Raw genomic sequence first — 22,424 nt, forward strand, 5'->3', positions numbered from 1 at the left:
CGATCGGAATCTACAGACCGGCGGCCGCGCGCAGCTTGTCGGCGCGGTCGGTGTTCTCCCACGGCAGGTCGATGTCGGTACGGCCGAAGTGGCCGTACGCAGCGGTCTGCGCGTAGATCGGGCGCAGCAGGTCGAGGTCACGGATGATCGCGCCCGGGCGCAGGTCGAAGACCTCGCCGATGGCCTGCTGGATGCGGGCCGGGTCGGTTTTCTCGGTGCCGAAGGTCTCGACGAACAGACCCACCGGAGCAGCCTTGCCGATCGCGTAGGCGACCTGCACCTCGATGCGGTCGGCGAGACCGGCGGCGACGGCGGTCTTGGCGACCCAGCGCATCGCGTAGGCGGCCGAACGGTCGACCTTCGACGGATCCTTGCCGGAGAACGCGCCACCACCGTGGCGGGCCATGCCGCCGTAGGTGTCGACGATGATCTTGCGGCCGGTGAGGCCGGCGTCGCCCATCGGGCCGCCGAGGACGAACGATCCGGACGGGTTGACCAGCAGACGCACGTCGGCCGTGTCGAGATCGGCCAGGTTCGGGTCGGCGAGCACCGCGTCGACGACGTGGGTGCGCAGATCCGGCGTGAGCAGGTTGTTCAGATCGATGTCGGCGGCGTGCTGCGTCGAGATGACGATCGTGTCGAGACGGACGGGCTTGTCGCCGTCGTATTCGATGGTGACCTGGGTCTTGCCGTCGGGACGCAGGTACGGCAGGACCCCCGACTTGCGGACCTCGGTGAGCCGGCGCGACAGGCGATGTGCGAGGGAGATCGGCAGCGGCATGAGTTCGGGCGTATCGGAGCAGGCGTAGCCGAACATCAGGCCCTGGTCGCCGGCGCCCTGGCGGGCGACCTCGTCGTCGGTGAGCACACCGCTGCGCGCCTCGTGCGAGACGTCGACGCCGCCGGCGATCTCGGGCGACTGCGCGCCGATCGCGATGTTGACACCGCAGGAGTTGCCGTCGAAGCCCTTCGACGACGAGTCGTAGCCGATCTCGAGCACCCGATCGCGGACGATCTTGGGGATGTCGGCGTATGCCGAGGTGGTGACCTCACCGACCACGTGCACCTGGCCCGTGGTGACGAGGGTTTCCACTGCTACCCGGGCACGAGGATCCTCGGTGAGGAGCGCGTCGAGAACCGAGTCGCTGATCGCGTCACAGATCTTGTCCGGATGCCCTTCGGTCACGGACTCACTGGTGAAAAGACGACCGCCGGTCTTACTCACGAAACTCCCTCTCGACTGTGCGCCAGGCGCTGGACGGACAAACCGTATGGAGCATGCGCTCCCCGATCGAGTCGGCAGGACCCGATCGCAGTGCCGACGCTACTGCTCCGCAGGCGTCGGCGCGAGTATTGAAATCACCCGATTCTGCTGCGTTCCGCCAGCAGAGGTCCCAGCGCGTCGAGCACGCGGCTGGCCATGAGGGCCTTCGACCCGTGGGCGAGGGCGGTTTCCGAACCGTCCGCGGACAGCAACCAGCCGTTGTTGTCGTCGACCTCGAACGCCTTGCCTTCGCCGACGGCGTTGACGACGAGGAGATCGCATCCCTTGCGGGCGAGTTTCTCGCGGGCGTAGGTGAGCACGTCGCCGTGTTCGTCGCCGGTCTCCGCCGCGAACCCGACGATGACCGTCTCGGCGGACAGGCCGCCTTCGGCACGCGCCCGGACGAGACCGGCGAGGATGTCGTCGTTCTTCGTCAGCGCGATGGAGTCGGGTTCGCCCTCACCCTTCTTGATCTTGCTGGTCGCGAAGGTGGAGGGCCGGAAATCGGCGACGGCCGCGGACATGATGACGGCGTCGGCACCCGAGGCGTGCTTGGCGACGGCGTCCTGCATCTGCGCGGCCGTCTGGACCCGCACGACGTCGACCGCGGCCGGGTCGTCGAGACCCGAGATGCTGCCGGCGACGAGGGTGACGTCGGCGCCGCGCTGAGCAGCGAGACGGGCGAGTGCGTAGCCCTGCTTGCCGGACGACCGGTTGCCGAGGAAGCGCACCGGATCGAGGGGCTCGCGGGTACCTCCGGCGGACACGACGATGCGGCGACCGGCGAGGTCGCGGGGTAGCGCGTCGGCCCGCTCGAGCAGCAGCGAGGCCAGATTGAAGATCTCGTCGGGTTCGGGCATCCGCCCGGCACCGGTGTCCTTGCCCGTCAGGCGACCGGACGCCGGTTCGACGACCACGGCACCGCGGCGACGCAGCGTCGCGACGTTGTCGACGGTCGCGGGATGCTCCCACATCTCGGTGTGCATCGCGGGCACGAACATCACGGGGCACCGCGCGGTGAGCAGGGTGGCCGTGAGGAGGTCGTCGGCGCGACCCGCGACCGTCCGCGCCATGAGGTCGGCGGTGGCCGGAGCGATGACGACGAGGTCGGCCTCCTGGCCGAGCCGGACGTGCTGCACCTGCGGCACCTCGGCGAACACACCGGTCTGCACGGGGTTGCCGGAGAGCGCCTCGAAGGTGGCGCGACCGACGAATTGGAGGGCGGACTCCGTCGGGACGACCCGCACGTGGTGTCCGCTCTCGGTGAAGGCCCGGATCAGTGCGCAGGACTTGTAGGCGGCGATGCCACCGGCGACACCGACGACGATGCGGCGGCGCTGCACGGATCCGGCCTCGCCGCTCGAAGCGGGGTTGCTCACTCGCCTTCGGTGTGCTCGAGCAGATCCGAGTGGATCTCGCGCATGGCGATCGACAGCGGCTTCTCCTGCAGACCCGGCTCCACGAGGGGGCCGACGTACTCGAGGATGCCGTCGCCGAGCTGGTTGTAGTAGTCGTTGATCTGGCGTGCCCGCTTGGCGGCGTAGATCACCAGCGCGTACTTCGAGGAGGCGCGCTCGAGCAGCTCGTCGATAGGCGGGTTGGTGATACCCGTGGGGGTGTCGTAGACCGGAAGGGTGTTGCCTTCGAGGTCGGTCGCGGCTGCCTGGATGCTGCTCACTCGGTGTTCTCCTGAGAGGTCGCGGGATGGGAGGGCGCCGGAACCGGCAGCCGGACGCGCTCGAGGCGCGGACGGATCAGTCGGCTCCGGGTCCAACCAACAAGGATACCAATTCATCGCAGGCCCGGTCGACATCGTCGTTGACGATCACGACGTCGAACTCGTCCTGCGCGGCCAGTTCGCTGCGGGCGGTATCGAGCCTGCGAGCGACGACCTCGTCGGTTTCGGTGCCTCGGCCGGTGAGGCGCTCGACGAGCACCTCCCAACTGGGCGGGGCGAGAAAGGCGAGGACTGCGTCCTGCATCGCCGCACGGACGGCCCGCGCTCCCGCGAGGTCGACCTCCACGAGCACCGGATGCCCCTCGGCGAGTGCGTCGAGCACCGGCTTGGCCGGAGTGCCCGATCGCTGCAGGCCGCCATGGATGTCGGCCCATTCGAGCAGTTCACCGGCTTCGATCATCCGGTCGAACTCAGCGCGGCCGACGAAGCGGTAGTCCACCCCGTCCACCTCGCCCGGTCGCGGGTCCCGGGTGGTGGCCGAGACACTGAAGTGCAGATCCGGGATCCGGCTCCGCAGAAGGCGTACGACGGTCGACTTACCCACCGCGGAGGGTCCGGCCAGTACCACCAGCCGGCCCCTCCGCGTTGCGGGTGCGCTGTCCGTCACGGGTCGTGCGTCAGCTACCACGTGCTCAGGCGTCGAAATCGAACCTGGCGAGCAGGGCCTTGCGCTGACGGTCGCCGAGGCCGCGCAGACGGCGGGTCGGGGCGATCTCCAGCTCGGTCATGATTTCCTGCGCCTTGACCTTGCCGACCTTCGGCAGGGCCTCGAGCAGAGCCGACACCTTCATCTTGCCGAGGATCTCGTCGTTCTCGGCGTCCTTGAGCACCTGCTTGAGGTCGGTGCCGCCGCGCTTGAGGCGCTCCTTGAGCTCAGCCCGGGCACGACGGGCAGCAGCCGCCTTCTCCAGAGCAGCGGCGCGCTGCTCATCGGTCAGCTGGGGAAGGGCCACGGTTCCTCCGTCTCATCGTTGGCTTTCGAGTCTTCACCGCTGTAACCAGCGGCGATAGCGACCGTACTCACGACCACCGACGAATGCGAACCCACCCCCCGGCGATCCGCTCGAAAATCCGTGCGGTAGTGCACGCCGCTTCCGCAGTGGATCTCGCGTCCTCCGATCGGCGTCGAGACAGTGCCACGAACTGCTCGAACAGCGAAAAACCGCAGGTCACCGCGTGTCTGTTACGACGGAGGGGGACGCATCGGGTCGGGCGGCTCCCCGGCTCACCGACCCGCTGTTCCGGCGCTTCGGCGGGCCGAGAAATTTTTTTCCCATTCCGCGTGTCGCGCCACTCCGAGCGCAGGTCAGAGTGCATACGAGCGGTATGTACGACTCGTGCCCGGACCGCGCGTGGCGATCCGGGCACGAGAGTCGAACGTCTCAGTCCGTCAGGAAGGCGAAGCCGTCCAGCGTGCGGGTGACGGCGGCCCGCAGGTCGGCGACGGACGGGCCGGCCCGCAGCACGTCACGTGAGACGTTGGGCACGACCGCGCGCAGGTGGTCGCCTGCGAGTCGTCGCACGTCGTCGGCGGTGCCGCCCTGGGCCCCCACTCCGGGCATCAGGATGGGCCCGTGAAGGTCGGACAGGTCCGGTGCTTCGGTGAGGGTCGCACCGACCACCACACCCACGGAGCCGAGCCCTGCGGCCCCGTCCGTGGGGGCAGCGCTGTTGCGAGCAGCGCACTCGTCCACCACGGCCTGCGCGACGGTGCGCCCGTCGTCGAGCCGCGCGCGTTGGAACTGGGCACCTTCGGGATTGGAGGTCGCCGCGAGCACGAACACCCCGCGCCCCGTTCCGGCGGCCAGATCGAGCGCCGGGGCGAGCGAACCGAACCCCAGATACGGGGATACGGTCACCGCGTCCGAGCACAGCGGAGAGCCGTCCGACAGCCAGGTGCGCGCATAGGCGTCCATCGTGGAGCCGATGTCGCCGCGCTTGGCGTCGGCGAGGACGAGCACCCCCGCCTCCCCCAGGTCGGCGATGGTGCGTTCGAGCACCGCGAGACCGGCGGAGCCGTAGGCCTCGAAGAACGCCACCTGCGGCTTGACGACCGCGACGGTGTCGCCGAAGGCCTCGACGCACAGTTCGCTGAACCGGGCCAGGCCGTCGGCGTCGTCGCCGAGCCCCCACGTGGTGAGGAGCCCCGGGTGCGGGTCGATGCCCACGCACAGCGGCCCGCGGCGCCCGAGAGCGTCCGCGAGTCGCTGCCCGAAGGGTGTCACGCCTGTTCGGCGGGTACGCCGCGCAGCCGCGCGTGCATCCGCTGGATCGAGCTGACTCCGATCTCACCGCGCAGTGCCGCCTCGATACCCTGCACGGCCGCGGAGGCACCCTGCACCGTGGTGACGCACGGGATGTTCGCGGCGACCGCCGCACTGCGGATCTCGTAGCCGTCCACGCGCGGACCGGCGTTGCCCCAGGGGGTGTTGATGACCATGTCCACGTCGCCGGCGCGGATGCGGTCGACGACGTCGAGTGCGCCTTCCGGCTTGTCCTCGCCGGAGACCTTGTGGACCTGCTCGCATGGAACACCGTTGCGGCGCAGCACTTCTGCCGTTCCCACGGTGGCCATGATGTGGAAGCCCAGGTCGGCGAGGTGCTTGACCGGGAAGATCATCGACCGCTTGTCCTTGTTCGCGAGCGAGACGAAGACCGTGCCCGAGGTCGGCAGGGAGCCGTAGGCGGCGGTCTGGCTCTTCGCGAACGCGGTTCCGAAGTCGTCGTCGAGGCCCATGACCTCACCGGTGGACTTCATCTCCGGGCTGAGCAGGGTGTCGATGCCCGTGCCGTCGGCACGCCGGAACCGGTTGAAGGGCAGCACCGCTTCCTTCACCGCGACCGGTGCGTCGAGCGGGATGTCGCTGCCGTCGCCCTCGGCCGGGAGGATGCCCGCGGCACGCAGCTCGGCGATGGACTCTCCGAGCATCACCCGGGCGCAGGCCTTGGCGAGCTGCACCGCGGTGGCCTTGGAGACGAACGGCACCGTGCGGGAGGCACGGGGGTTCGCCTCGAGGACGTAGAGAATGTCGTCCTTGAGCGCGTACTGGACGTTGAGCAGGCCCTTGACGCCGATGCCCTTCGCGAGCGCCGCCGTCGAGCGGCGGACGTTCTCGATGTCGGCGCGGCCCAGCGTGATCGGCGGCAGTGCACAGGCCGAGTCGCCGGAGTGGATACCGGCCTCCTCGATGTGCTCCATGATCCCGCCGATGTACACGTCGGTGCCGTCGCACAGCGCGTCGACGTCGATCTCGACGGCGTCGTCGAGGAAGCGGTCGACGAGCACGGGGCGGTCGTCGGAGATCTCGGTGGCGTTGGAGATGTAGGTCTCGAGCGCCTTCTCGTCGTAGACGATCTCCATGCCGCGACCACCGAGCACGTAGGACGGGCGCACCAGCACCGGGTATCCGATGCCGGCGGCGATCTCGCGCGCACCCTCGAAGGTGGTGGCCGTGCCGTACTTCGCGGCCGGCAGGTCGGCCTCGTCGAGCACGCGACCGAACTCGCCGCGGTCCTCCGCGAGGTCGATGGCCTCGGGCGAGGTACCGACGATCGGCACCCCGGCGGCCTTCAGGCGACGCGCCAGGCCGAGCGGGGTCTGGCCGCCCAGCTGGACGATGACGCCGGCGACGGTGCCGGACTCGCACTCGGCGCGGTAGACCTCGAGGACGTCCTCGAAGGTCAGCGGCTCGAAGTACAGGCGATCGGCGGTGTCGTAGTCGGTCGAGACCGTCTCGGGGTTGCAGTTGACCATCACGGTCTCGTAGCCGGCCTCGGAGAGCGTCAGCGCGGCGTGGACGCACGAGTAGTCGAACTCGATGCCCTGGCCGATGCGGTTCGGGCCGGAGCCGAGGATGAGCACCTTCGGCTTGTCGCGCTGCTCCGCGACCTCGGACTCGGCCGCGGGGTCGAGTTCGTAGGTCGAGTAGTGATACGGCGTCTTGGCCTCGAACTCGGCGGCGCAGGTGTCCACGGTCTTGTAGACGGGGTGGATGCCCAGCTCCTGACGCAGGGCGCGCACGTCGTCCTCGGAGGCGAACTGCGCCGGGCGCAGGGCCGCGATCTGCCGGTCGGAGAAGCCGTGGTGCTTGGCGTAGCGCAGCTCGGTGGCACCGAACTGCTCGGCGTTGCGGACGTCCTGGCCCAGCTCGACGATGTGCGCGAACTGCTCGAGGAACCACGGGTCGATCTTCGTGGCGTCGAAGAGCTGCTCGACGGTCGCACCGAGCTCCAGGGCCCGGGCGATCCGGTAGAACCGGCCGTCCGTGGGGGTGCGGATCTCCTCGAGGATCTCGTCGAGGGTGCCCTCGATCTCGGGGCCCGTCCAGAAGCCCGCGGACTTCGTCTCGAGCGAACGCAGCACCTTGCCGAAGGCCTCGGCGAAGTTGCGGCCGATCGACATGGCCTCACCGACCGACTTCATGGTGGTGGTGAGGGTGCCGTCGGCGCCGGGGAACTTCTCGAAGGCGAACCGCGGGGCCTTGACCACGACGTAGTCGAGGCTCGGTTCGAAGCAGGCCGGGGTCTCCTTGGTGATGTCGTTGACGATCTCGTCGAGCGTGTAGCCGATGGCGAGCTTGGCGGCCATCTTCGCGATCGGGTAGCCGGTGGCCTTCGATGCGAGGGCCGACGACCGCGACACGCGCGGGTTCATCTCGATGACGACGAGCCGGCCGTCGCGCGGATCCATCGCGAACTGGATGTTGCAGCCGCCGGTGTCGACACCGACCTCGCGCAGGATGGCGATCGAGAGGTCGCGCATCTTCTGGTACTCGCGGTCGGTGAGGGTCATCGCGGGAGCGACGGTCACCGAGTCGCCGGTGTGCACACCGACCGGGTCGACGTTCTCGATCGAGCAGACGATGACGACGTTGTCGGCGCCGTCGCGCATGAGCTCGAGCTCGTATTCCTTCCAGCCGAGGATGGACTCCTCGATGAGCACGTTCGCGGTGGGCGAGGCCGCGAGGCCGCCACCGGCGATGCGCTCGAGGTCGGCGTCGTCGTAGGCCATGCCGGAGCCGAGGCCACCCATCGTGAAGGAAGGGCGCACGACGACCGGGAAGCCGAGTTCGGCGACGGTCGCGCGGACCTCGTCCATCGTGTAGCAGACGGCCGAGCGGGCGGACTCGCCACCGCACTTGGCGACGATGTCCTTGAACTTCTGCCGATCCTCGCCGCGCTGGATCGCGTCGAAGTCGGCACCGATGAGTTCGACGTCGTACTTGTCGAGGATGCCGCGCTCGGACAGCGCGACGGCGGTGTTGAGGGCGGTCTGGCCGCCGAGGGTCGCGAGCACCGCGTCGATCGGGGTGCCGTTGGCCTGCTCGGTCGCGATGACCTTCTCGACGTAGTCGGCGGTGATCGGCTCGATGTAGGTCGAGTCGGCGAACTCGGGGTCGGTCATGATCGTGGCCGGGTTCGAGTTCACCAGGGAGACGCGCAGGCCCTCCTCGCGGAGCACCCGGCACGCCTGGGTGCCCGAGTAGTCGAACTCGCAGGCCTGTCCGATGACGATCGGGCCGGACCCGATGACCAGGACGTGGGAGAGGTCGGTACGGCGTGGCATCAGTTCTTCTCTCCCTCGAGCATGCGGGTGAAACGATCGAACAGGTAGGCGGCGTCGTGCGGTCCGGCCGCCGCTTCGGGGTGGTACTGCACGGAGAAGGCACGGCCGTCGAGGAGCTTGACGCCCTCGACCGCACCGTCGTTGGCGCAGGTGTGGCTGACGACCGCGCGACCGAACGGTGTGTCGAACTCCTGGCCGGCCTCACCTTCGAGCGCGAACCCGTGGTTCTGCGCGGTGATCGCGATGCGGCCGGTCTCGTGCTCGACCACCGGGATGTTGATACCGCGGTGACCGAACTTCATCTTGTAGGTGCCCAGGCCGAGTGCGCGGCCGAGGATCTGGTTGCCGAAGCAGATGCCGAACAGGGGCAGACCCTGGCCGAGCACCTCCTTGGTCAGGTGCACCGCGCCGTCGGCGGTCGCCGGGTCGCCCGGCCCGTTGGACAGGAAGACGCCGTCGGCCTTCAGGTCGAGGATGTCGTGCAGCGTCGCGGTGGACGGCAGCACGTGCACACGGATGCCGCGCTGGGCGAACATGCGCGGGGTGTTGGTCTTGATGCCGAGGTCGATGGCCGCGACGGTGAAGCGGGCCTCGCCGTCGGTCGGTTCGACGACGTAGCCGGAGGTGGTGCTCACCTCGCCGGCGAGGTCGGCGCCGAGCATCGAGGGCTGGCTCTTCACCCGGTCGAGCAGGACGTCGATGTCGAGGTCGTCACCCTTCCAGGCGAGGGCGTCGCCGGAGAAGATGCCGGCGCGCATCGAACCGCGGGTGCGCAGGTGCCGCACGAGTGCGCGGGTGTCGATGCCCGCGAGACCCACGATGTTCTGCCGCTCGAGTTCGTCCTGCAGCGAGCCGGTGGCACGCCAGCTCGACACGCGACGCGAGGGGTCGCGGACGATGAAGCCGGCCACCCAGATCTTGGACTCGGCGTGATCGCCGGTGGGGCCGACGGACTCGTTGTCCTCGTGGTTCCAGCCAGTGTTGCCGATCTGCGGTGCCGTGGCCACCACGATCTGCCGGTGGTAGCTGGGGTCGGTGAGGGTCTCCTGGTAGCCGGTCATGCCCGTGCTGAAGACGGCCTCGCCGAGGGTCTGTCCGACCGCACCGAAGGGGATGCCGCGGAAGACCCGTCCGTCCTCGAGGACCAGCACAGCCGTGCCGCCGCCGAATGTTCTGCCGCTCATGCGTTGTCTCCGTTCTTATCGACCGCACCAGAGCCGGCCGCACGGGCTGAGATCTCGCGTGTCGTGATCGTCGTGTTGTTCGTCGTGATCGTCATCGTCGTTGTGATCGTCACCGTCTCAAGATTTTTCGTCCGACCCGCTCGTCCAGAGCGGGTAGATCGACTTGTCGTCCCCGCGGAAGCCGGTGTCGACCTCCGTTCCCGAGGGCAGCTGCCAGCGGATGACCAGCACCCCGTCCTGGGACATGACCTTGCCCGCCAGACCGCGTTCGGTGCGGATCGCGCGGATCGAGTCCTGCGGGATCCAGATCGGGGATGCGCCGTCGCGTTCGAGCAGGGCACCGGATCGGTATCGGGTCAGTTCCGCGTTGGCGCGGTGGCCGAGATCACCGACCGCGATGCGGTCCTGCCAGCTCGGCGCGAGCGTGCTGCCGACGTACAGACCGGTGGTCGGCTCGACGAGCCGCTCCCCCGGCTCCGCCGGCACGGTCGGCAGTTCGCCGACCGCGTCCTGCTGGCGTCGGGCGCGTCCCTTCCAGCCCTTCCACATCAGCAGGACGAGCACGACCCAGAGCGCGAGGAAACCGACGGTGATGAGAAAGCGATCCATGTCGGTTCCTACCTTTCGGTCGAGCGCGGGAACACCGCACCGTCGCGGGCGGTGATCCGTCCGCGCAACACGGTGGTGGTGACCCGGCCCGGCAGGGTCATGTCCTCGTAGGGCGTGTTGTGGGAGATGCTCGCGAGGTCGGGACCGTGCACCGTCCACTCGGTATCCGGGTCGACGAGCACGATGTTCGCGGGTTCGCCCACCTCGAGGGGCCGGCCCTGATCGTCGAGGCCCACGATCTCCGCGGGACGCTCGCTCATGACCTTCGCGACGCCGCGCCAGTCCAGCAGGCCCGGCCGGACCATCGTCTCGATCACGACGGACAACGCCGTCTCGAGCCCGAGCATTCCCGGACGTGCCTGTGAGAACTCGCAGCACTTGTCCTGTTCGGCGTGCGGGGCGTGGTCGGTGGCCACGCAGTCGATGGTCCCGTCCGCGAGGCCGCGGCGCAGTGCTTCGACGTCGGATCTCTCGCGCAGCGGCGGATTGACCCGGTTGATGCCGTCGTAGCTCTCGAGACGCGAGTCGTCGAGGAGCAGGTGGTGCGGCGTGACTTCGGCGCTGATCGAGATGCCCTGCGAGCGCGCCCACCGGACGAGCTCGACGGTGCCGGCCGTCGACGCGTGGCAGATGTGCACGCGGGCTCCGGCGTCGCGGGCGAGCAGCGCGTCGCGGGCGACGATGGACTCCTCGGCGGCGCGGGGCCAGCCGGTGAGGCCGAGACGCGCCGCGGTCGGTCCTTCGTGCGCGACGGCACCGACGGTCAGCCGCGGCTCCTCGGCGTGCTGGGCGATGAGGACACCGAGCGAGGCCGAGTACTCGAGCGCGCGACGCATGAGCAGCGGGTCGTAGACGCACTTGCCGTCGTCGGAGAACATCCGCACGCCACCGACACCGGCGGCCATCGTGCCCATCTCGGCGAGCTGCTTGCCCTCGAGTCCGACGGTGACCGCACCCACGGGGTGGACGTCGACGAGCCCGACCTCGCGGCCGCGGCGCCACACGTGGTCGGTGACGACCACCGAGTCGGCGACCGGATCGGTGTTGGCCATCGCGAACACCGCGGTGTACCCGCCGCGCGCCGCGGCGGNCGGCCGAGCCCGAATCGACGGTCTCGGTGTCCTCGCGGCCCGGTTCGCGCAGGTGCGTGTGCAGGTCCACGAAGCCCGGGAGCACGATCTGCCCGGTACCGTCGACGATCTCCGCGTCGGCGTCGGCCTCGAGATCGGTACCGATCGCGAGGATCTGCTCGTCGCCGAGCAGCACGTCGACCGGGTCGCCCTCGCCGTAGAGGCGGACGTTGCGGATGAGCACCTGCGGCGTCACCTGTGTCACTCCTGTTCCTGTGTCTCCCGGATGGGAAGTGTGGGTCACGACAGGCTCCCTTCCGTGCCCACGAGCAGACGGAAGAGCACCGCCATCCGCACGTGGACACCGTTGCTCACCTGCTGCAGCACAGCGCTCTGCGGGGCGTCGGCGACGGGGAAGCCGATCTCCATGCCGCGGAGCATCGGGCCGGGATGCAGGATCACGGCGTGCTCCGGCAGCAATGCCGCGCGCTTGGCGTTGAGTCCGTATCGAATCGAGTACTCGCGGGCGGACGGGAAGAACCCGCCGTTCATGCGCTCGGCCTGCACCCGCAGCATCATGACCGCGTCGAGGGTGGGAAGTTCGGCTTCGAGCGAATCGGCGACCGTCACCGGCCAGGTCTCCACCCCCACCGGCAGCAGGGTGCGGGGAGCGACGAGCACGACCTCGGCGCCGAGCATGCTCAGCAGCAGCGCGTTCGACCGGGCGACACGGCTGTGCAGCACGTCGCCGACGATGCCGATCCGGCGGCCTTCGATCGAGCCGAGACGCTGGCGCAGGGTGAGCGCGTCGAGCAACGCCTGAGTGGGATGTTCGTGGGTACCGTCGCCGGCGTTGACCACGGCCGGTCCGGAGCCGGATTCGTTGGTCCACTGCGCGATCCGGTGCGCGGCACCGGAGGCGGAGTGACGGACCACCAACGCGTCGGCGCCGGCGGCGTGCAGGGTCAGCGCGGTGTCGCGCAGCGATTCGCCCTTCTTCACCGACGAACTGGACGCCGAGACGTTGATGACGTCGGCGCTCATCCACTTGCCGGCGACCTCGAAGGACACGCGGGTGCGGGTGGAGTTCTCGTAGAAGACGGTCATGATGGTGCGGCCGCGCAGCGTGGGGAGCTTGCGCACCTCACGCCCGAGCAGTGCCTGCTCGAACCGCTCGGCCTCGTCGAGAAGCCCCGTCGCGGAGTCCTTCGTCAGATCCGCGATGGTGAGCAGGTGTTTCACTGGGACTTGCCTCCGGAGATCTCGACGGCGTCGCGCCCGTCGTGTTCGGTCAGCAGCACGCGGACGTCCTCGCTGCGCGCGGTGGGGACGTTCTTGCCGACGTAGTCGGCCCGCAGCGGCAGTTCGCGGTGGCCGCGGTCGACGAGGACCGCGAGTTGCACCGCGCGGGGTCGTCCGAGATCGCGCAGGGCGTCGAGCGCGGCGCGGACGGAGCGTCCCGAGAACAGGACGTCGTCGACGAGGACGACGAGGGTGTTGTCGACGCCGCCCTCGGGCACCGAGGTGCGCTCCAGCGGGCGGTGCGGCTTCGTGCGGAGGTCGTCGCGGTAGAGCGTGATGTCGAGCGAGCCGACCGGGACACGGACGCCGGCGAATTCCTCGATGCGGTCGGCGAGGCGCTGGGCGAGGGTGATCCCGCGGGTGGGGATGCCCAGGAGCACGACGCGCGGTGCGTCCTCGGGGGTGTCGAGAGCGGTCTTCTCGATGATCTGGTGTGCGATGCGGGAGATCGTCCGGTGGACGTCGGCAGCGGAGAGCAGCTCACGCGCCGGCACGCCGGTACCGGAAGACGTAGTGGGGGTAGAAGCTGTGGACCCGTCCTCGGACACGGCCATGCAGCGACCTCCTTCTCCGCCTCACTGGACGGATCGTTAAAGGATGCCTGACAGTTGTCGAGCCTATCAGCGTCGACGTCCGCCCCGGCACGGATGACGGGTGAAGCGCAACACAGGCCCGGATGCGCGAGCGGGCCCGGCGGGAAGACTCCCACCGGGCCCGCTCACGGTGCCTCGTGTCGTCGCTCACCCGAGAAGGGTGACGAACTCAGGACTCGTCCGAGCCCTGATCCTGCGACTCCTGCGCCGGCCGGACGAGGGTGGCAGCGGCTGCTGCACGCACCTGGTCGGCGACAGTGACGATCTGACCGAGCACCCCGTTGACGAAGGCCGGCGAATCGTCGGTGGACAGCTGCTTCGCCAGCTCGACCGCCTCGTCGACGGCCACCACGGGCGGCACGTCGGTCGCGTGGAAGAGCTCCCACACCGCGATGCGCAGGATCGCGCGGTCGACGGCGGGAAGGCGGTCCAGCGTCCATTCGTGCAGGTGATCGGCGATCACCCGGTCGGTCTCGTCGAGGTTGTCGGCGACACCGCGGATTATGGTCTGCGCGTATGCCGGCACCGGCGCGACCTGGTCGTCGTCGATCGCGAGTTCGACGCGATCGGCGGCGAGGTCGACGGGGTGCACGTCGCGGGCCTCGGCCTCGAAGAGCAGGTCCACGGCGCGCTTGCGGGCCTTGTGGCGGGCCCCGAGCTTCTTCTGGTTACCGGACACTCAGGAATTCACTCGCCCGAGGTAGCTGCCGTCGCGGGAATCGACCTTGAGCTTGTCGCCGGTGTTGATGAACAGCGGGACCTGGATCTCGGCGCCGGTCTCGAGGGTCGCGGGCTTGGTGCCGCCGGTGGAGCGGTCGCCCTGCAGGCCCGGATCGGTGTGCTGGACGACGAGCTCGACCGTGACCGGGAGCTCGACGAACAGCGGGACGTCCTCGTGCGTGGCGACCTGCACGGGCATGTTCTCGAGCAGGAAGTTGGCGCTGTCGCCGAGCAGCTCGGGCGAGATGGTGATCTGGTCGTAGGTCTCGCCGTCCATGAAGACGTAGTCGGTGCCGTCGTTGTAGAGGTAGGTCATGTCGCGGCGATCGACGGTGGCGGTCTCGACCTTGACACCGGCATTCCAGGTCTTGTCGACGGTCTTGCCCGACGTCACATTCTTGAGCTTCGTGCGCACGAAAGCAGGGCCCTTGCCCGGCTTGACGTGCTGGAACTCGATGATCTGCCAGAGCTGTCCGTCGATTTTCAGAACGAGGCCGTTCTTGAAGTCACTGGTATCAGCCACTTGGTTCGTGTCTCCTAGGGTCGAGGAACCGCCCTCAAACGACGGTCAATGTCTTGTCGGTGAGCGTGAGCAACTCCGGAGTATGCTCCCGCACCACGAGCGTGTCTTCGATCCGCACGCCTCCGCGCCCCGAGAAGTACACGCCCGGCTCGACGGTCACCGCCGCACCGGCGACAAGTGTACCGGTCGCCGCGGCGCCGATTCCGGGCGCTTCGTGGATCTCGAGGCCGACTCCGTGGCCCAGCCCGTGCAGGAACAGGTCGGCGTAGCCGGCCTCGGCGATCACGGTGCGCGCGGCGGCGTCCACCGCGGCACAGTCGACACCGGGCGCGAGCGCCTCGCGTCCGGCCTGCTGCGCGCGCAGGACCAGCTCGTACAGGTCGCGCTGCCAGTCCGCGACGCGGCTCAGCACGTAGGTGCGCGTCATGTCGGAGTGGTAACCGCCGATCTGCGCCCCGAAGTCGAGTTTCACGAAGTCGCCCTCCGCGAGGACCGCGCCGGTCGGGCGATGGTGCGGGATCGCCGAATTGGCACCGGCGGCGACGATCGTCTCGAAGGAGATGCCGTCGGCACCGTGCTCGAACATGCGCCATTCGAGGTCGCGGGCGACCTCCTTCTCGGTTCGACCCGGACGCAGACCGCCCGCCGCGATCAGGTCCGCCAGTGCGCGATCGGCCGCACCGCATGCCTCGCGCAACAGACCGATCTCGTGTTCGTCCTTCACGGCCCGCAGTTGTTCGACGAGCCCGGGAGCGGGAACGAAGCGGACGGACACGCCGAGCTCGTCCCACCGCGACCGTTCGTCGACCGTGACGACGTGACTCTCGAATCCCCAACGCGCAGAACCTGTTCCGAACTCGGTGACGAGGTGCGCGGCCGACGACCGGGCGATCACGGCCCGCAGGTCGGGGACCTGCTCCCCCACCTGCGTGACGTAGCGGCCGTCGGTGCAGATGACGGTGCGCGTCTCGTTCTCGTCGTCCTCGGTGGAGACGATCAGCGCCGCGTTGGATCCCGTGAAGCCCGTGAGGTAGCGGATACCGGTCAGATCGGTCACCAGCAGCGCATCGAGTTCGCGTTCGGCGAGCAGCGCACGCAGCGCTCGACGGCGGGAGGCGTGGTCGGCAGACATATCGCTCAACCTACCGCGATCACGGCTGTGGGACGGGACACACTGTCGGCTTCGCCACCCGTTACGCTGAGGTACATGAAACCCTGGTTGCTCCGCGGACTCGGGCTCGCCCTGGTCCACGTGGTCGTGCGCGTCCTGCTCGGTGCCGCTCTCATCCAGTGGCCGTTGCAGGGATCGGTACTGCGCTGGCTGGGCTTCGCCGTGGTGGTCGTCGCAGCGTTCGTCTGGGCCGGTCTCGACGGCATCCGCGACCACCGCGCCCATCCCGACGCCGACGAGGGCGACGACCTGACGATGCGCTGGCTCGCCGCCGGTGCGGTCACCGGCCTGGTCGGCGGGGTCCTCACCTGGCTCGTCGACACCGTCACCCCGATTCCGGTGGGCGTGACGTCCCTGTTCTTCGAGATCACCTCCGGTGCCGCGTTCACCGTGCTTCTGGTGTTCCTGCCGGCGATGGCGGCGGTGACGCTGGGCCGGTTCTTCGCGCGCCGGAACGAGCGCAAGGCCGCCCGCGACGACGACTGGTCGGTCCACCGCGATCACCACGCGCCCGCAGGCGTCGGAGCGGCCGCGGGTTCCGCTCCCGCGAACTCCGCGCAGCAGGCCGATCCCGCCTGGCGCAGCGACGACTCGCCCACCGAGGTGTTCCCGCGGGTCGATCCGAAACAGTGAGACCCGAGTAGTGAGACCACAGCAGTGAGACCACCCGCCCCCGCACATCCGGGGGCGGGTGCTCAGTTTTCCGGGTTGTGACGGTCAGTAGAGGTAGCCGACCCCGAGGAGCCGACCATGACCGACATCACCGAGACGCTCGACCTGACTCCCGCGACCCGCCGCATGGAGCGCATCCTGGCGGGGATCGACGACGCACAGTTGTCGGGGCCCACACCGTGTTCCGAGACCTCCGTCGGTGCGCTCGTCGACCACGTGCTGGGCCTGTCCCTTGCGTTCACGGCCGCGGCGCGCAAGGACATCGGCCCGCACACCGACACTCCCCCGCAGCTCACGAGCGAACTGCCGCCGGACTGGCGGCGTCTCGTTCCCGACCGGCTCGGCGACCTCCGCGGAGCGTGGAGCGACCCCGCAGCCTGGGAGGGCATGACGCGCGCGGGCGGCCTCGACCTGCCCGCGCCGGTCGCCGGACTCGTCACGCTCGACGAACTCGTCGTCCACGGCTGGGACCTCGCCGTGGCCACGGGACAGCAGTACTCCTGCGAGCCCGACGAGATCGCCGCGTGTACCGCCTTCGCGGAGAGCATCACCGACGAGGAACGCGTCGCCGCCGGGGGCGGCCTGTTCGGTCCGGCGGTCCGGGTGGGCGACGACGCTCCCACGCTGGAACGCCTGATCGGACTCACCGGGCGCGACCCGTCGTGGCGACCGCCCGCATAGAACTGGGCGGTCGACCAGGCGGCGGTCAGAGCAGCACGGTTCCCGCGTCGGCCTTGCCCTGGCGCGCGACCTCGGAATAGGCCGCCGCGAGCAGGGTCGGGTCGGGTCCCTCGAGCCTGCCGGGCTTCGCGAGCCCGTCGAGGACGACGAACCGGAGCATGCCGGCACGGTTCTTCTTGTCGGTCTGCATGCCCTCGAGCAGATCGGCGAAGGCGTCGGGATCGTAGGTGGTGGGCAGGCCGACGGATTCGAGGATCGCGCGGTGCCGGTCGGCGGTGGCGTCGTCGAGACGCCCGGCGAGCCGGCCGAGTTCGGCCGCGAAGACCAGGCCCACCGACACGGCGGCGCCGTGGCGCCAGCGGTACCGCTCGCGACGCTCGATGGCGTGGCCGAGGGTGTGACCGTAGTTGAGGATCTCGCGCAGGCTCGACTCCTTGAGGTCGGCCGCGACCACCTTCGCCTTGACCTCGACCGATCGCCGGATCAGCTCGGGCAGCACCGTCCCGGCGGGATCGAGCGTGGCCTCGGGGTTCTCCTCGATCAGGTCGAGGATCACCGGATCGGCGATGAAGCCGGTCTTGATCACCTCGGCGAGTCCGGCCACGATCTCGTTGCGCGGCACCGTCTTGAGGGTCGCGAGGTCGACGAAGACCGCCGAGGGCTCATGGAACGAACCGACGAGGTTCTTGCCCGCCTCGGTGTTGATGCCGGTCTTGCCGCCCACCGCGGCGTCGACCATCGCCAGCAGCGTGGTGGGGATGTGGTAGACCCGCACGCCGCGCATCCACGTCGCGGCCACGAAGCCCGCAAGGTCGGTGGCGGCACCGCCGCCGAGGCTGATGACGGCGTCCGAACGGGTCAGGCCGATGCGGCCGAGCACCTCCCAGCAGAATCCGGCGACGGCCAGTTCCTTGCCGTCCTCGGCGTCGGGGATCTCGATGCGGTGGGCGTCGATGCCGGTCTCGGCGAGCGCCTCCCGCACGGCCTCGGCCGTCGCGGTGAGCGTCGGCTGGTGGAAGATCGCGACGGTCCGCGTGCCGGACAGTTCTTCGACGACGTCGCCGAGCAGTCCCCGGCCGATGATCACCGGATAGGGCTGGGCGGTCTCGACGTCGATGCGTACCGGTTCGGTCACGGTGTGGGGCTCCGATCCTCGCTGATGGTCTGGCTGGTCGCGGCGTCCGCCGCTTCGAGTTTGGCGAGCACCTGCTGGACGACCCGCCCGGGGCTGCGGCCGTCGGTGCGCACCCGGATGGTCGCCGCCTGCCGGTACAGCGGGCGACGGCGACGCATGAGGTCGCGGTACTTCTGGGCCGGATCACCACCGGCCAGCAACGGCCTGGTTCCGGCGGCGCCGACCGCGCCGGTGCGACGCAGTCCTTCCGCCACGCTGATCTCGAGATAGACGACGGTGTGTCCGGCCAGTCGCGCACGGGTGCGCTCCGAGAGGATCGCTCCCCCACCCAGGGACACCACACCGTCGTGGGTGTCGAGGGCGCGCGCGACGACCTCCTCCTCGATCTCCCGGAAGGCCGGTTCGCCGTCCCGGGTGAAGATGTCGGGGATGGTCCGGCCGGTCACACGCTCGATCTCGGCGTCGGTGTCGAGCAACGGCAGCTCGAGCGCGTTCGCGACCCGACGACCGATCGTCGACTTGCCCGCTCCCGGCGGGCCGATGAGTACCAGGCGAGGCGACATGCGATCACCGCGGCGGCCGCGCCGCGATGCCCTTCAGGTAGTGGTCGATGTTGCTCACGGTCTCGGCGAGCGAGTCGCCGCCGAACTTCTCGAGGGCGGCCTGCGCGACGACGAGGGCGACCATCGCCTCGGCGACGACACCCGCCGCGGGCACCGCGCACACGTCGGAACGCTGGTGGATCGCGACGGCCTCGTCGCCGGTGGTCATGTCGACCGTCGACAGGGCGCGCGGCACGGTCGAGATCGGCTTCATCGCCGCCCGCACGCGCAGGGCCTCACCGTTGGTCATGCCACCTTCGATGCCGCCGGCGCGGTTGCTCGAGCGGAGCACACCGTCGAGGCCGGGCTTCATCTCGTCGTGGGCAGCGCTGCCGCGGCGACGCGCGGTCTCGAAGCCGTCGCCGACCTCGACACCCTTGATGGCCTGGATCCCCATGAGGGCCGCGGCCAGTCGCGCGTCGAGGCGATCGGCACCGCTGACGAACGAACCGAGGCCCACGGGCAGCCCGTGCACCACGACCTCGACGATTCCGCCGAGGGTGTCGCCGTCGCGCTTCGCCGCCTCGATCTCGGCGATCATGGATTCCTCGGCGGCCTTGTCGTAGGCACGCACGGGGCTCGCGTCGATCGCGGCGAGATCGTCGGCACCGGGTTCGGGGCCGACATAGGGATCGGATGCGCCGATGGAGATGACATGCGAGACGACCTCGGCGCCGAACGCCTGGCGCAGGAAGTTCCGGGCGACGGTGCCGGCCGCCACGCGTGCTGCGGTCTCCCGGGCACTGGCGCGCTCGAGGACGGGACGCGCGTCGTCGAAGCCGTACTTGAGCATGCCCGCGAAGTCGGCGTGGCCGGGGCGGGGACGGGTCAGCGGCGCGTTGCGCGCCTGACCTTCGAGCAGTTCGGCATCGACCGGGTCGGCGGCCATGATGGTTTCCCACTTGGGCCATTCGGTGTTGCCGATCTCGATCGCGATCGGGCCGCCCAGCGTGCGTCCGTGCCGGACGCCACCGATCACGGTGACCTTGTCGGCCTCGAACTTCATGCGTGCGCCGCGGCCGTAGCCCAGTCGCCGTCGCGCAAGTTGCTCCGAGATGTCGTTCGACGTCACCTCGACTCCGGCGACCATCCCCTCGAGCATCGCGACGAGGGCGGGACCATGGGATTCTCCAGCAGTTATCCAACGCAGCACAGGTCCATCCTTCCATGTTCGTCCGCCGACTCGACATGCCGCCCCTGGTCAACCCGTCGAGATCGCCGCCAGTGCCGCGGCGGCGCACATCGACGGTCCGTGCGGAAGCACGCGCGGAGCGGCACGCGCACCCCCGCGGCGGGTCTCCCGGAGCCGCAGAAACAGGGCCGCACCTGCGGTGAGGACGGGTGGGAGCAGTGCACCGAGGAGCACCGCCGAGGGGCCGGCGAGTCCGGTGACGGCACCGAGTCCGAGGGCGAGTTTGACGTCGCCCGCACCCACCGACCGCGGCACCGCAAGGTGGGTGATCAACAACGGTGCCGCGAGCAGAAGTGCACCGGCGAACGCCGCCCGGCCGTGCCCCGTCGCCGCGGCCACGCCGAGGATCGTGCCCGCTCCCCCGAGCGTCAGCACGTTCGGCAGACGCCGCACGAGCAGGTCCACGGTGCTCAGGCACACGCACCACCATCCGAACATCGCTGCTCCGACGACCGCCGCGCCCGTGGTGATCGAGACCGCGACGAGTGCGGCTGCCGCGCATGCCGCCTCGCACGAACCCGGCAGCGGCCGACGACCGGCCGTTCTTCCCGCCACCACGCGCACGATCGCTCCCACGCCCACGCCGAGAACCACCATCGCGAGCCCACCCACCGTCTCCCCTGCCACGACCCGGAGCATCCCCCATCCACACTCGCCGGCAGGGCGTTCGCACGGTGTCCGGCCCGGTCCTGTGGACAGGCACGTCTCCTGTGGACAAAGCCGCACGGTGCGGCGATCGTCCTGCGAGGATTGCCGGAGTCTGTCGGTTCCGGTCGGAAGGTTCTGGTCGAATGGAGATTTCGTCGCTGCTCGAACACGTGGGCACGGCCATCGACGTCGTCGGAGTCGGCGTCATGGTGATCGGCGCATTGACGGCGACGTGGATCGCGGCGACCGCGCGGCGGCGCGGACCGGGTTCGGAGATCTACGAGCCGTACCGGCGCAATCTCGGCCGGTCGATCCTGCTCGGCCTCGAATTCCTGGTCGCCGCCGACATCATCAAGACCGTCGCCGTCACGCCGACCTTCACGTCGGTGGGTGTGCTGGCGGTCATCGTGCTCATCCGTACCTTCCTGAGCTGGTCGCTGCAGCTGGAGATCGACGGCCGGTGGCCGTGGCAGCGTTCGGTTCCCGAGGCCGAGACGACGATCGGCACGACACCGGCTACCTGAGCGCGTCCCGCAGGTCGTCGCGGCGACGCAGGAGATGTGCGCGNCTCCGTGCGCGCCGCGGCGGTGGTGTACGCCTCGCTCGCCTCGGTGATCCGGCCGAGGCGGGCGAGCAGGTCGGCCCGGACGGCGTGGAAGACGTGGTACCGCTCGAGGTCGAGGCGGTCGACGATCCCGAGAGCCGCTGCGGGACCCTCCACTTCGGCGAGTGCGACGGCCCGGTGCAACGCGACGACCGGCGTGGGGTCCGCGGCGAACAGCAGGTCGTAGAGCGCGACGATCTGCACCCAATCGGTGTCCTCGAAGGTGGGCGCGTCGGCGTGCACCGCGGCGATCGCAGCCTGGATCTGGTAGGGCCCCGGCCTGTTCCAGCGCAGGGTGCGCCGCACGAGCGCCTGCCCTTCGTCGATCAGCGCGCGGTCCCACCGCGAGCGGTCCTGGTCTGCGAGCAGGACGAGGTTGCCGCCGGGTCCTGTCCGCGCCGCGCGTCGGGATTCGCCGAGGAGCATCAGGGCGAGGAGTCCCGTGGTCTCGGGATCGTCGGGAACGAGCCCGGCCAGCAAGCGGGCCAGCCGCACCGCCTCCGAACACAGGTCCGTGTCGGCGAGTTCGGGTCCGGTGCTCGTCGTGTGGCCCTCCGTGTACACGAGATAGAGCACGGACCGCACCGCGTCGAGGCGTTCGGGAAACTCGTCCGGGGACGGGATGCGGAACGGGATGCGCGCGTCGCGGATCTTCCGCTTGGCGCGGGAGATCCGTTGCGCCATCGTCGTTTCGGGCACGAGGAAGGCCCGGGCGATCTGCGTGGTGGTGAGCCCGCCGAGCAGGCGCAATGTCAGCGCGACTCGCGCCTGAGGCGCGAGCGCCGGGTGACAACAGGTGAAGATCAGACGGAGGCGGTCGTCGGGGATCTCGGGCGAGTCGACCGCCTCGGGGTGGAACGCGACGCCGGATGTCGGGTGGAGCAGGTCCGCCTCGGCGTGCTTGACCGATCGTGCGGCCTCCCGCCGTGCCCTGTCGATCGCCCGGCGACGGGCGGTGGTGATGATCCATCCGGCCGGGCTCGGTGGGATGCCTTCCCCGGGCCATCGTTCGACGGCGGTCGAGAAGGCGTCCTGCACCGCGTCCTCGGCGACGTCGATGTCGCCGAGGACGCGGGTGAGCACGGCGACCGCCCGGCCGTACTCCTCACGGAAGATGCGTCCGATGTCGGCTGTGGACGGCCCGGTCATC

The 22,424-nt window shown here is 69.6% G+C and carries 21 protein-coding genes and 2 pseudogenes; 3 read left to right on the forward strand and 20 right to left on the reverse strand.

The annotated features are described in order from the left end of the window. Positions 1 to 10: 10 nt before the first annotated feature. From metK to ACLBYD_RS09165, 15 genes and pseudogenes are all read right to left on the reverse strand, one after another. Positions 11 to 1,225, reverse strand: a complete 1,215-nt coding sequence (metK, locus tag ACLBYD_RS09095) for a methionine adenosyltransferase (RefSeq protein ID WP_016691682.1) — start codon at positions 1,223 to 1,225, stop codon at positions 11 to 13. Positions 1,226 to 1,359: 134 nt separating this feature from the next. Further along, complete coding sequence (gene coaBC / locus ACLBYD_RS09100) at positions 1,360 to 2,643, reverse strand: bifunctional phosphopantothenoylcysteine decarboxylase/phosphopantothenate--cysteine ligase CoaBC (protein ID WP_447816167.1); 1,284 nt, start codon at positions 2,641 to 2,643, stop codon at positions 1,360 to 1,362. After that, positions 2,640 to 2,942: a DNA-directed RNA polymerase subunit omega gene (rpoZ, locus tag ACLBYD_RS09105; protein ID WP_016691680.1), complete on the reverse strand. Its 303-nt coding sequence runs from the start codon at positions 2,940 to 2,942 to the stop codon at positions 2,640 to 2,642. Before rpoZ ends, coaBC begins: the two co-directional genes overlap by 4 nt. A gap of 76 nt (positions 2,943 to 3,018) precedes the next feature. Further along, positions 3,019 to 3,570: a guanylate kinase gene (gmk, locus tag ACLBYD_RS09110; protein WP_447816229.1), complete on the reverse strand. Its 552-nt coding sequence runs from the start codon at positions 3,568 to 3,570 to the stop codon at positions 3,019 to 3,021. Positions 3,571 to 3,634: 64 nt separating this feature from the next. Then, a complete protein-coding gene (mihF, locus tag ACLBYD_RS09115) occupies positions 3,635 to 3,955 on the reverse strand; it encodes an integration host factor, actinobacterial type (RefSeq protein ID WP_006551450.1) in 321 nt (106 codons plus the stop codon). A gap of 429 nt (positions 3,956 to 4,384) precedes the next feature. Next, positions 4,385 to 5,227 carry an orotidine-5'-phosphate decarboxylase gene (gene pyrF, locus ACLBYD_RS09120; protein WP_447816168.1) on the reverse strand — a complete coding sequence of 281 codons (843 nt, stop codon included), beginning with the start codon at positions 5,225 to 5,227 and terminating at the stop codon, positions 4,385 to 4,387. Next, entirely contained in the window at positions 5,224 to 8,568 is a 3,345-nt protein-coding gene (carB, locus tag ACLBYD_RS09125; protein WP_060653221.1) for a carbamoyl-phosphate synthase large subunit, read from the reverse strand. The genes pyrF and carB overlap by 4 nt, the downstream gene beginning before the upstream one ends. Further along, positions 8,568 to 9,752, reverse strand: a complete 1,185-nt coding sequence (carA, locus tag ACLBYD_RS09130; protein ID WP_006551447.1) for a glutamine-hydrolyzing carbamoyl-phosphate synthase small subunit — start codon at positions 9,750 to 9,752, stop codon at positions 8,568 to 8,570. The genes carB and carA overlap by 1 nt, the downstream gene beginning before the upstream one ends. Before the next feature lie 117 nt (positions 9,753 to 9,869). Further along, complete coding sequence (locus tag ACLBYD_RS09135) at positions 9,870 to 10,361, reverse strand: PH-like domain-containing protein (RefSeq protein WP_447816169.1); 492 nt, start codon at positions 10,359 to 10,361, stop codon at positions 9,870 to 9,872. Between the two features lie 8 nt (positions 10,362 to 10,369). Next, positions 10,370 to 11,687: pseudogene (locus tag ACLBYD_RS09140) on the reverse strand (dihydroorotase). Positions 11,688 to 11,731: 44 nt separating this feature from the next. After that, positions 11,732 to 12,673: an aspartate carbamoyltransferase catalytic subunit gene (locus tag ACLBYD_RS09145; protein ID WP_006551444.1), complete on the reverse strand. Its 942-nt coding sequence runs from the start codon at positions 12,671 to 12,673 to the stop codon at positions 11,732 to 11,734. Beyond that, positions 12,670 to 13,287, reverse strand: coding sequence for a bifunctional pyr operon transcriptional regulator/uracil phosphoribosyltransferase PyrR (gene pyrR / locus ACLBYD_RS09150; RefSeq protein WP_024100783.1), 618 nt, complete (start codon positions 13,285 to 13,287; stop codon positions 12,670 to 12,672). Before pyrR ends, ACLBYD_RS09145 begins: the two co-directional genes overlap by 4 nt. A gap of 208 nt (positions 13,288 to 13,495) precedes the next feature. After that, positions 13,496 to 14,005 carry a transcription antitermination factor NusB gene (nusB, locus tag ACLBYD_RS09155; RefSeq protein ID WP_033096596.1) on the reverse strand — a complete coding sequence of 170 codons (510 nt, stop codon included), beginning with the start codon at positions 14,003 to 14,005 and terminating at the stop codon, positions 13,496 to 13,498. After that, the gene (gene efp / locus ACLBYD_RS09160) at positions 14,006 to 14,569 is read right to left on the reverse strand and encodes an elongation factor P (protein WP_006551441.1); all 564 of its coding nucleotides are present in this window, start codon (positions 14,567 to 14,569) and stop codon (positions 14,006 to 14,008) included. A gap of 34 nt (positions 14,570 to 14,603) precedes the next feature. Further along, complete coding sequence (locus tag ACLBYD_RS09165; protein WP_447816170.1) at positions 14,604 to 15,701, reverse strand: M24 family metallopeptidase; 1,098 nt, start codon at positions 15,699 to 15,701, stop codon at positions 14,604 to 14,606. 75 nt (positions 15,702 to 15,776) lie between these two features. Between ACLBYD_RS09165 and ACLBYD_RS09170 the strand changes: the two genes are divergently transcribed. Further along, entirely contained in the window at positions 15,777 to 16,373 is a 597-nt protein-coding gene (locus tag ACLBYD_RS09170; RefSeq protein WP_254584221.1) for a B-4DMT family transporter, read from the forward strand. 117 nt (positions 16,374 to 16,490) lie between these two features. After that, entirely contained in the window at positions 16,491 to 17,093 is a 603-nt protein-coding gene (locus ACLBYD_RS09175) for a TIGR03086 family metal-binding protein (protein WP_447816171.1), read from the forward strand. Positions 17,094 to 17,118: 25 nt separating this feature from the next. Here the strand turns inward: ACLBYD_RS09175 and aroB are convergent, their stop codons facing one another. The 4 genes from aroB to ACLBYD_RS09195 are packed head-to-tail and all read right to left on the reverse strand — an operon-like array spanning position 17,119 to position 20,661. Continuing rightward, the gene (gene aroB, locus ACLBYD_RS09180; RefSeq protein ID WP_447816172.1) at positions 17,119 to 18,228 is read right to left on the reverse strand and encodes a 3-dehydroquinate synthase; all 1,110 of its coding nucleotides are present in this window, start codon (positions 18,226 to 18,228) and stop codon (positions 17,119 to 17,121) included. Then, positions 18,225 to 18,791 carry a shikimate kinase gene (locus ACLBYD_RS09185; RefSeq protein ID WP_447816173.1) on the reverse strand — a complete coding sequence of 189 codons (567 nt, stop codon included), beginning with the start codon at positions 18,789 to 18,791 and terminating at the stop codon, positions 18,225 to 18,227. Before ACLBYD_RS09185 ends, aroB begins: the two co-directional genes overlap by 4 nt. A 4-nt stretch (positions 18,792 to 18,795) precedes the next feature. Then, entirely contained in the window at positions 18,796 to 19,983 is a 1,188-nt protein-coding gene (aroC, locus tag ACLBYD_RS09190) for a chorismate synthase (protein WP_006551435.1), read from the reverse strand. 48 nt (positions 19,984 to 20,031) lie between these two features. Continuing rightward, positions 20,032 to 20,661, reverse strand: coding sequence for a prepilin peptidase (locus ACLBYD_RS09195; RefSeq protein ID WP_447816174.1), 630 nt, complete (start codon positions 20,659 to 20,661; stop codon positions 20,032 to 20,034). 152 nt (positions 20,662 to 20,813) lie between these two features. Here ACLBYD_RS09195 and ACLBYD_RS09200 point away from each other — a divergent pair, with 152 nt between their 5' ends. Continuing rightward, positions 20,814 to 21,194, forward strand: coding sequence for a DUF1622 domain-containing protein (locus ACLBYD_RS09200; protein ID WP_447816175.1), 381 nt, complete (start codon positions 20,814 to 20,816; stop codon positions 21,192 to 21,194). Positions 21,195 to 21,238: 44 nt separating this feature from the next. On the opposite strand, the pseudogene ACLBYD_RS09205 reads toward ACLBYD_RS09200, so the two are convergent. Further along, a pseudogene (locus ACLBYD_RS09205) lies at positions 21,239 to 22,423 on the reverse strand (RNA polymerase sigma factor); the annotation flags it as partial. Position 22,424 lies beyond the last annotated feature (1 nt).

This window comes from Rhodococcus sp. C26F, from assembly GCF_053345925.1.

What these genes read in the sequence shown, in the direction of transcription:
- carB (WP_060653221.1), bottom strand. Translation starts at nt 8,568, where the DNA reads ATGCCACGCCGTACCGACCTCTCCCACGTCCTGGTCATCGGGTCCGGC.
- carA (WP_006551447.1), bottom strand. Translation starts at nt 9,752, where the DNA reads ATGAGCGGCAGAACATTCGGCGGCGGCACGGCTGTGCTGGTCCTCGAG.
- ACLBYD_RS09135 (WP_447816169.1), bottom strand. Translation starts at nt 10,361, where the DNA reads ATGGATCGCTTTCTCATCACCGTCGGTTTCCTCGCGCTCTGGGTCGTG.
- pyrR (WP_024100783.1), bottom strand. Translation starts at nt 13,287, where the DNA reads ATGGCCGTGTCCGAGGACGGGTCCACAGCTTCTACCCCCACTACGTCT.
- ACLBYD_RS09165 (WP_447816170.1), bottom strand. Translation starts at nt 15,701, where the DNA reads ATGTCTGCCGACCACGCCTCCCGCCGTCGAGCGCTGCGTGCGCTGCTC.
- ACLBYD_RS09170 (WP_254584221.1), top strand. Translation starts at nt 15,777, where the DNA reads ATGAAACCCTGGTTGCTCCGCGGACTCGGGCTCGCCCTGGTCCACGTG.
- ACLBYD_RS09175 (WP_447816171.1), top strand. Translation starts at nt 16,491, where the DNA reads ATGACCGACATCACCGAGACGCTCGACCTGACTCCCGCGACCCGCCGC.
- ACLBYD_RS09185 (WP_447816173.1), bottom strand. Translation starts at nt 18,791, where the DNA reads ATGTCGCCTCGCCTGGTACTCATCGGCCCGCCGGGAGCGGGCAAGTCG.
- ACLBYD_RS09195 (WP_447816174.1), bottom strand. Translation starts at nt 20,661, where the DNA reads ATGCTCCGGGTCGTGGCAGGGGAGACGGTGGGTGGGCTCGCGATGGTG.
- ACLBYD_RS09200 (WP_447816175.1), top strand. Translation starts at nt 20,814, where the DNA reads ATGGAGATTTCGTCGCTGCTCGAACACGTGGGCACGGCCATCGACGTC.